This window comes from Capsulimonas sp. (assembly GCF_039929585.1).
GTDB lineage: Bacteria > Armatimonadota > Armatimonadia > Armatimonadales > Capsulimonadaceae > Capsulimonas.
Map to the genome: position 1 here is coordinate 1 of NZ_JBDSQY010000331.1, position 5639 is coordinate 5639.

General features: G+C 57.1%; 3 protein-coding genes. 1 reads left to right on the forward strand and 2 read right to left on the reverse strand.

What is annotated here, in order from left to right:
• Window positions 1–1395: alpha-L-fucosidase (locus ABIZ35_RS25275; protein WP_348222708.1), on the reverse strand; the 1395-nt coding region annotated here is incomplete at its 3' end.
• 223 nt (window positions 1396–1618) lie between these two features.
• On the reverse strand, window positions 1619–4756 hold the full coding sequence (locus ABIZ35_RS25280; RefSeq protein WP_348222709.1) for a glycoside hydrolase family 44 protein: 3138 nt from the start codon (window positions 4754–4756) through the stop codon (window positions 1619–1621).
• A gap of 672 nt (window positions 4757–5428) precedes the next feature.
• Here ABIZ35_RS25280 and ABIZ35_RS25285 point away from each other — a divergent pair.
• On the forward strand, window positions 5429–5639 hold a 211-nt coding region (locus tag ABIZ35_RS25285; RefSeq protein WP_348222710.1), incomplete at its 3' end, for a helix-turn-helix domain-containing protein.

Genomic DNA, 5639 nt, shown 5'->3' on the forward strand with positions numbered 1-5639 from the left:
ATTGGTATGCCCTGGCGCGGCTTCCCACCAGGTATCGATGTTTCCGTCTAACGCAAAAGAAGGGCCACGGTTGGCGCCGCTTGTATCGGCGGTGATCTTCCCGCCGACGGCAAGATCCTTCGCAAAGGTCGTTTTTACGATGCGACTCATTTGACTCAAAGCCGCCAGCTCATCGTCAGGTATCAGGCCGCGGCTGTCCGGGGAAAGATTCAAAATGAGATTTGAATTACGGCCGATCGACCGGTAATAGACGTCCACCAACTCCGAGGCGCTTCGGGGTTTCTTCCCTGGCGCCCAGAACCACGCGCCGTTGTCAAGTATCGTGAAGTTCGTTTCCGCGGGATACCACCAAAGATGCGAACCTGGAGTGAGCTTAGCGCGGTTGCCAAGATCTCCGTACATGTCAGGCCAGATAAATTCGTCGGGCGACTCAGGCAGAGGGACGACGCTCCATTCCGTGGTGCGTCCATACCCCCCTTCGTTGCCCACCCAACGCACATCCGGACCTTTGCCCATGATAACGGCGTTTGGCTGCAAGCTGCGGATCAGGTCATACCACGACTTGTGGTCGTAGGTTTCATGGACGCTGGGATTCGGGTTAGCGCCGTCGAACCAGACTTCGGAGATTGGACCGTACTCAGTCAGCAATTCATAAAGTTGGTTGAGGAAGTAGCGGTTGTAATCGTCCACCGTATAGGTGTAACTCTTAAAGCCTTTTGCCGGCGTGCGCCCTTGAGCCGGATCGCTCTTGAAACTGGCCGGAGCGGTGGGGATGACGGAGGGAACGCTTTCGCTTCCGTCCCCATAGTATCCGCCAGGATTCTTCGGATTTATCCGCAGCTGGTAGAGATCCGCAGGCGAAAGGTAAATTCCCAGCTTGAGTCCGTTGGCCTGGGCGGCTTTTGCGACTGCTTTCACAACGTCGCCCTTGCCGTCAAGCCAGACACTTGAGGCGACGGAGTGCCCAGTGTAACGAGTCGGCCACAGACATAATCCATCGTGATGTTTACAAACAAGCACAATCATTTTGCCGCCGGCGTCCTTAATTGCGCGGCACCACTGGTTAGCATTAAATGCAGTTGGATTGAAATCCGATGGTTCTTCAAGACCGCTGCCCCACTCGACCTTGTTGAATGTATTGGGACCATAGTGGAGGAAAAAGGTCGTCTCCAACCGCATCCAGGCTGTCTGATTGGGACGCGGCAAAACCTTCGCCGCCTTCTCGGTGATGACGGCGTCGGAATCGTCGCTGGAGATCACCTGGAGTGTCGCATACGGGATTGACGTGGGCGCTCCGGCAGAATTCATGTCAGCGGCCGCAGCGCGTAAGCCGACGCCGCCTCCCACAACGACTGTGGCGCAGAGGAGAGACAGGCATATCATATTGGCAGGCATTCGTTGATATCTTCCTTCGATCTTTACTAAGAAACCATTCATACGGAGAACGTTCCATGTCCATAAATCTTCACATAACGATTTATGGACATGGCTAACAAGTGCATATCACTATTCTTCCATGATTATCCGAAAACGCATATGGATAATGGATCCGATTGCATGGACTATTCCGGTCAAGCCTCAATCGTGGTCGCCGTGCTTTCCACTTCGAGCGGGCGATTCACGGAGCCGTCACTGTGTAGCTCGCGCTCTTTGAGGACGAGCCCAGCGTCGCGGTCGCCGTGACGACCGTATCGGCGGAGACTTTGGATGGTGTAACCCTCAGCCATGCGCCGAACGAACCGGCGGGAATCGTGAATTGCGTTCCCGCAGGCAGCATCTTGCTATCTGAGCTCGACAGCGTCACCGTCACTCCGCCCGCCGGAGCAGGGCCGTACAGTGCGACGCCGATGGCGGTCGCGACGCCGCCCTTGCCTGACGGAGCGCTAAAGGCGATGGTCTGCAATGACGCGAGTACGGTGACATTTGCACTCTTCGTCATACCACCGATGCTTCCCATCAGCGTGACGACCGAATCGGCGGCGACAGGATGCGAGCCGAATACACCCAAGCCGTTCAGAGCTCCCGCAGGGATCGTGATCGTTCCTCCGGTGATGCCCGCAGAACTGGCGGTGATCGGAACGGCAAGCCCGCCCGCAGGCGCGGGGCTCGTCAGGTAAGCCCGGACAGTGATGTTCAAAACGGCGATCACGTTCGCGGGCGCCGTCACGCTTTGCAGCGCCGCTGGCTTTACGGTATAGCTTGCAGACTTCGTCACGGATCCTAGCGTCGCGGTCGCCGTGATGACCGTGTCGGAGGTGACCGGCGTGGGTGTAACCCTCAGCCATGCGGAGAACGAACCGGCGGGAATCGTGAATTGCGTTCCCGCAGGCAGCATCTTGCTATCTGAGCTCGACAGCGTCACCGTCACTCCGCCCGCCGGAGCGGGGCCGTATAGCCCGACGCCGATGGAGGTTGTGAGGCCGCCCTTGCCTGACGGAGCGCTAAAGGCGATGGTCTGCAATGACGCGAGTACGGTGACATTCGCGCTCTTCGTCGTAGCGCCCGAGGGCGCGCTCAACGCCACGGGCGTATCGGCGGCGACGGGATGGGTAGCGAGCACTGTTGCGCCGCTCGAAGCTCCCATAGGGATGACGATCACGCCGGAGCTAATCGCGGGAGAACTGCTGCTGATCGATATATGAGCTCCTCCAACGGGGGCAGGCTGCTGGAGGGTGGCGTATACCGTCAGGTTCGCGCCGGCGACCACCGAAGCGCTGGCTGTCAGTGTCTTTAGCAGCGGCGACGTGAGGGTCGGCACGACGAACAGGGTGATCGAAGAGGCGGGGACCGTCAGGCTGATGGTCCCCGAAGTCACGGGGACGTTCGGCAAATGGGTGATGGCGGGAGAACTGACCTGCCAGACCTGCGCCGACGAGGCGGCGTTGAAGTTCGCAATGTTGAGAGTGACCGGCGTCGTTCCCGAGAGTGTCTTGTTGATCACCATGATCGTCAGGGCGCCGTCGCTGCTACGGATCGCCGCGAAGGTCGACAGATAGTCTGGATTGACGACCGTGGCCCCCACGCTCGTGTCCCCGAAGGTCGACTTGTTCCCGTCGTAGTTGCTATAGAGCTTGAAAGCCTCGTAGCTCGGGCTGGCCGGCACGCCCCAGCGCGTGGCGATGTCGAGACCCTCACGCCCGAAGATGCCAAGCTCATCCGCCATGGTCGTCGCGCCGTTCATCGTGTCGTCGCCGCCCCAGGCGTACTCGGTGATGGCCGTCTTGGTCCCCGGGTAGTACGTGTTGATCCAGTCCTTCAGGTGCGGGATGGCGTAAATCTTGGTGTTCATCCAGCTCTCGGAGGTGTAGTTGCGGTCCCAGAGCTGGCGCGTGGCGCGGTTGCGCAGCAGCTGATTGGCCACGCTATTGTCGCCGCTTGCGTCGTTCCCCTGCGGGTAGAAATGGATGCTCAGATAGTCCAGCGCGCGAACGCCGGTCGCCTGCTCGTAGGCTTTTAACTGCTGCAGAATGTAGGGGTAGACATCCATGTTTCCATGCGACGAGCGGTCGGTTCCCTGGCCATGCTGCGCATCATAGCCGCTGGTGAAACAACCGGTCCAATTCCACACTTCCAGACCGATGACTTTGGCGGTCGGGTCGGCGGCTTTGACGGCGGCGCCGTAGGCCTTGGTGTAGTTGAGCATTTCATCGATGGTCGCGCCAACCGGGTGAGCACCGCGATGTGTGGCGTGCCAGGCGTCTACTTCGTTGTCGAGAATGTAGAACTTGACGCCGCCGTTCGCAGCCGTGCCGAACTTGCTGACAATGCGCGTCAGGTCCGGCTTGATATAGTTCACGTCCGACGGAATGAAAGCATCATTGGGGTCGTTGCCGGTCACGGGGTTCCCGTTAAGGAGGTAGCCATTGCCAGCGTCTGGCCACCAGGGGTCAGTGGACGTCTGGGCTCCATATTTGGCGACCGAGAAGCTGGCGAGATGCTCTCCATTCGGTCCGAGTTTGGCGACCCATCCGAGTGTCGGTATGGTCAATATCGGTTCGGCGTTTGCTGACTTGGTGCTGGTGACGAAGCTGTCTTCGCCGTCTCCGGGAACGGTGGACCCTCCTCCGAGGCTTTCGAAAAACCAGTCGGCGGCGTGATTGCCCGCGTTGGTCTTCCAGTTGTAGGTGGAGTTAATATTGCCGCCCGCGCGGTTGCTGCGGCTGTTCATGTCCAGCAACTGGGCCGGGCTGCACCAGTTCATGCCGTAGATATAGGGGCTGATCGGATGGATGTTGGAGGCGGCGTCGATGGTGACGTTGCCGATCGGCATTCCGACCAGCGAGATGTCATCAATGTAGAAGGTCGGCTGGGCCGTTCCGGAGCGGTCCTGGATGAAGAAGCCGTCCATGTCCGTCACGTTGGCCACGCCGAGCGACGACAATGGGATCGTGACCTGCTGCCACCCGCTGGTCAGAGCGCTGAGCGGGTAGGAAGTCTGCCCGCTGCCGTTGCGATCCGCAACCACCTGGAGGAGCTGCCCGCCTGTCGCGCCGCCGTTGATCCAGAAGCTGAGGCTGACATAGGACGATGTGTCGATCGGATTTGAATGCAGATAGAACGCCGCCCAGGCGCCCGCAGTGATGGAGATGGAATCCCCGCCGGTGTGGACAGGGCTGGAGTTGCCCAGATCCGTCGTCGCCCAGCTCCAGTTCTGCCAGCCGTTTTGAAGCGAGTCGGTGTAGACGGGTAGATCCTGAGCTTGAGCTGCTGGACCGGCAAGAAGCATGAGGGGGACGGCCAGCCACGGAAGGAGCATAGATCTGCAACCTAAAAAAGAGCGCTTTAACAACATGAAAAATACTGTCCTCTGTCTATTACCGAGCTGGCGATATCTTGCCGTATCGAAATCCGCACTGGAGATCACTCTATATGCTTTGGTCGATTGAAAAAATCACCCCTAAATGGGGATGTTTTTTGATGTACCTTGTTTATCTGTTTATCCAGTATATCACAGCCCGTATGCTTTGTCAACGCGGAGTGTCGTGGCTATGGAATTGATGATATAATCATAATTAAGAAGATTTTATTGATTAATATCATCGAAATCTTGAGAAATGTCCTTCTCATAACGAGTTAGGCTGCGTAACCCCGCGTGTAAAACAATGGATGTTTTGTGTAGCTATAAACAATTATGGATATAAGCTGTGTCTCTGGGACAGACGCAGTCAACAGTAGCAGACACGTCGCTGCAACGATGAGAGCATTCAATCCTTTGTTCACAGGTTTTTTCCTCAATGAATTTATCTTCTGTGAGATGGCGGTTTTCCCCTGACCGGCGCGATCCCGGTTAACAAAAAGCGCGGAAGTCTCCCCCATTTATGGGGCGAGATGGATAGCGCATCGTCTTTCTGAAGACAATAAATACCAATACCTCGATTGGTATCGCGAAAACACATGAAATCTAAACAGTTTTAGGTATAATGCAACCGTGAATCGCAACTGTCTAAAAATCAGGTTGTATCCCGACAGGGCGCAAAGCCGTGAGCTAGAAGCGACGCTCGAAACATGCCGCCTGGTCTACAACAGTCTGGTCAACGACAGAAAGTTTCAATACGAGACGGCTCAAGTCTCTGTGGGGCGATACGGCCAGCAAGCTTATCTGCCCAAGTGGAAGAAGGTTCACCCTGAACTCAAAGCTG